Below are 3,809 nucleotides of genomic sequence, written 5' to 3'. Positions count from 1 at the left end.
TTGAGAGGCCGTCTGAAAAAACCATACTAGAAATACAAAGGAGAACTCGAAATGCCGCAAATTAAAATTCCAGCCGTTTACTACCGCGGCGGTACATCTAAAGGCATTTTCTTCAAACGCACCGATCTGCCGGCAGCTGCGCAGGAAGCAGGCGAGGCACGCGACAAAATCCTCTTGCGCGTACTCGGCAGCCCCGACCCTTACGGCAAACAGATTGACGGTTTAGGCAATGCCAGTTCGTCCACCAGCAAAGCCGTAATTTTGGACAAATCCGAACGCGCCGATCACGATGTTGATTACTTGTTCGGACAAGTTTCCATCGACAAACCTTTTGTCGATTGGAGCGGCAACTGCGGCAATCTGACTGCCGCCGTGGGCGCATTTGCCATCGAGCAAGGCTTGGTCGATAAAGACAAAATCCCTTCAGACGGCCTGTGTACCGTCAAAATTTGGCAGAAAAACATCGGCAAAACCATTATTGCCCATGTACCGATGCAAAACGGCGCAGTTTTGGAAACAGGCAATTTTGAGCTTGACGGCGTAACGTTTCCGGCAGCCGAAGTACAAATCGAATTTCTTGATCCGGCCGACGGCGAAGGCAGTATGTTCCCAACCGGCAATTTGGTCGATGAAATTGATGTGCCGAATATAGGCCGTCTGAAAGCCACGCTTATCAATGCCGGCATTCCAACCATTTTCCTGAATGCCGCAGATTTGGGCTATACAGGCAAAGAGTTGCAAGACGATATCAACAACGATGCCGCGGCTCTGGAAAAATTTGAAACCATCCGCGCGTATGGTGCGCTGAAAATGGGTTTAATCAGCGACGTATCCGAAGCCGCTACCCGCGCCCATACTCCGAAAGTCGCTTTTGTCGCCCCTGCGGCCGATTACACCGCTTCAAGCGGCAAAACCGTCAAAGCTGCCGACATCGATTTATTGGTACGCGCACTGAGCATGGGCAAATTGCACCACGCCATGATGGGTACTGCTTCAGTCGCCATCGCTACCGCTGCCGCCGTGCCCGGTACGCTGGTCAACCTTGCAGCCGGAGGCGGAGCGCGTAAAGAAGTCCGTTTCGGCCATCCGTCAGGCACACTGCGCGTTGGTGCAGCCGCCGAATGTCAGGACGGACAATGGACGGCCACCAAAGCAGTCATGAGCCGTAGCGCACGCGTGATTATGGAAGGACAAGTCCGAGTGCCGGAAGATTGCTTTTAAGTTTTCAGACGGCCGCAGCACTAAACAAGGCCGTCTGAAAACCAAATAAGCAGATTTTAGTCAGGTAGCGATACCTGCAATGGAGATTATGGTTGGGCATAAAGCCTGACTAAACATCAAACCAAAGGCAATCTGAAAAGCTCTCAAATGTTTTTGCTCTTTTCAGACGGCCTGAAGCCAAAAAAACAATCAAAAATCAAAGGAGAAACACCATGTCCAACCAACTCATTCTTGTTCTAAACTGCGGCAGCTCTTCACTCAAAGGTGCTGTTATCGACCGTAAAAACGGCAAAGTTCTCTTAAGCTGTCTCGGCGAACGTTTGGGTACGCCCGAAGCAGTCATTACGTTCAGCAAAGACGGCAAAAAATGCCAAACAGCCTTGACCGGCCGTAACGACCACGCCGGTGCAGTAGGTATGTTGCTGAAAGAACTTGAAAAACACGGCCTGCACGACCGCATTAAAGCCATCGGCCACCGCATCGCCCACGGCGGCGAAAAATACAGCGAATCTGTTTTGATCGATCAAGCAGTAATGGACGAACTCAATGCCTGCATTCCGCTCGCTCCGCTGCACAATCCTGCTAATATCAACGGCATTTTGGCTGCGCAAGAGCATTTCCCGGGTCTGCCCAATGTCGGCGTGATGGATACTTCGTTCCACCAAACCATGCCGGAGCGTGCCTACACTTATGCCGTTCCGCGCGAATTGCGTAAAAAATACGCTTTCCGCCGCTACGGTTTCCACGGTACCAGCATGCGTTACGTTGCCCCTGAAGCCGCACGGATTTTGGGCAAACCTCTGGAAGACATCCGTATGATTATTGCCCACTTAGGCAACGGCGCATCCATTACCGCCATTAAAAACGGCAAATCCGTTGACACCAGTATGGGCTTCACGCCGATTGAAGGCTTGGTGATGGGTACCCGTTGCGGCGACATCGACCCGGGCGTGTACAGCTATCTGACTTCACAAGCCGGTTTGGATGTTGCCCAAGTTGATGAAATGCTGAACAAAAAATCAGGCTTGCTCGGTATTTCTGAACTCTCCAACGACTGCCGTTCTTTGGAAATCGCTGCGGATGAAGGCCATGAAGGCGCACGCTTGGCTCTGGAAGTGATGACTTACCGCCTTGCCAAATACATTGCTTCGATGGCAGTAGCTTGTGGCGGCATTGATGCACTCGTGTTTACCGGCGGTATCGGCGAAAACTCGCGTAATATCCGAGCTAAAACTGTTTCCTATTTGGATTTCTTAGGTCTGCACATCGACACCAAAGCCAATATGGACAAACGCTACGGCAATTCAGGTATTATCAGCCCGACCGATTCTTCTCCGGCTGTTTTGGTTGTTCCAACCAATGAAGAGCTGATGATTGCCCACGATACGGCTCAGTTAGCCGGCTTTATGGAAGAAGCAGGCTAGGGCGGAGATTCCCCTAGATCATAAACAATAAAAAGTGCGGATTCATCATCCGCACTTTTTTAATTACATCTCAATCAAGCCACTTGGGTTTGATGTTCGTCGCCGTTGCGCTCACGAACTGCGCCCAAACGGTAAACGGTTTCGCCTTGTTCGCTCAAGAATGCCTGTACTGCATCGGCATCTTCTTTAGCAATGATAACGACCATGCCGATACCGCAGTTGAATGTACGGTACATTTCTTGGGTTTCCACATTGCCTGCTTTTTTCAGCCATTGGAACAGTTTAGGCAATTCCCACGCTTTGGCATCGATTTGTGCAACGGTATTTTCAGGCAAAACGCGAGGTACGTTTTCGGTAATGCCGCCGCCGGTAATATGGGCCATGCCTTTAATGGTGAATTTTTCCAAAGCGGCAAGGATAGGTTTCACATACAGGCGGGTAGGGGCGATAATGGCTTCGCGCAAAGTTTTACCGTTGTCGAATTCCGCGTCCAAATCAGGATTGTCGCGCTCGATGATTTTGCGTACCAAAGAGTAGCCGTTGGAGTGTGCACCGTTGGAAGCCAAGCCCAAAACAACGTCTCCGGCCTGAATGCTGCGGCCGTTAATAACGCGTTCTTTTTCAACCACGCCGACGGCAAAACCTGCCAAGTCGTATTCGCCTTCGGGATACATGCCCGGCATTTCGGCAGTTTCACCGCCAATCAAAGCGCAACCGGATTCTTCGCAGCCTTGGGCAATGCCTTTAATCACATCAGTCGCGCGGGCAACGTCCAGCTTGCCGCAAGCAAAATAGTCCAAGAAGAACAAAGGTTCTGCGCCTTGAACCAAAATGTCGTTGACGCTCATGGCAACCAAATCGATGCCGACGGTATCGTGTTTGTCCCAGTCGAATGCCAGTTTCAGCTTGGTGCCGACGCCGTCCGTACCGGAAACCAATACCGGATTTTTGTATTTTTTGCCGATTTCGACCAAAGCGCCGAAACCGCCCAAATCACCCAACACTTCAGGGCGCATAGTACGCTTGGCAAAAGGTTTGATGTTTTCGACCAGTTGATCGCCTGCGTCGATATCCACGCCTGCGTCACGATAGCTCAAAGAAGTGCTCATTGGATTTCCTTATTCGGGTATGGGTAGATTGTCGGAGCGTATTTTATCTTAAATT

At 50.8% G+C, this 3,809-nt stretch carries 3 protein-coding genes; 2 read left to right on the top strand and 1 reads right to left on the bottom strand.

Features of this window, described 5'->3' with window-relative positions:
* Positions 1-51: 51 nt before the first annotated feature.
* Together prpF and ACTHUE_RS12740 are read left to right on the top strand one after the other, a co-directional pair.
* Positions 52-1,221, top strand: coding sequence for a 2-methylaconitate cis-trans isomerase PrpF (gene prpF, locus ACTHUE_RS12745; RefSeq protein ID WP_004520374.1), 1,170 nt, complete (start codon positions 52-54; stop codon positions 1,219-1,221).
* 212 nt (positions 1,222-1,433) lie between these two features.
* Positions 1,434-2,645, top strand: a complete 1,212-nt coding sequence (locus ACTHUE_RS12740; protein WP_004520375.1) for an acetate kinase — start codon at positions 1,434-1,436, stop codon at positions 2,643-2,645.
* 74 nt (positions 2,646-2,719) lie between these two features.
* On the opposite strand, the gene purM is transcribed toward ACTHUE_RS12740, so the two are convergent.
* Complete coding sequence (gene purM, locus ACTHUE_RS12735; RefSeq protein ID WP_070695613.1) at positions 2,720-3,754, bottom strand: phosphoribosylformylglycinamidine cyclo-ligase; 1,035 nt, start codon at positions 3,752-3,754, stop codon at positions 2,720-2,722.
* Positions 3,755-3,809: the final 55 nt, after the last annotated feature.

The sequence above is a fragment of the Neisseria sp. P0021.S005 genome (assembly GCF_051956955.1).
This window is presented reverse-complemented; position numbering and strand designations above follow the sequence as displayed.

Coding starts and splice junctions, on each gene's coding strand:
- prpF (WP_004520374.1), top strand. CDS start 52: ATGCCGCAAATTAAAATTCCAGCCGTTTACTACCGCGGCGGTACATCT.
- ACTHUE_RS12740 (WP_004520375.1), top strand. CDS start 1,434: ATGTCCAACCAACTCATTCTTGTTCTAAACTGCGGCAGCTCTTCACTC.
- purM (WP_070695613.1), bottom strand. CDS start 3,754: ATGAGCACTTCTTTGAGCTATCGTGACGCAGGCGTGGATATCGACGCA.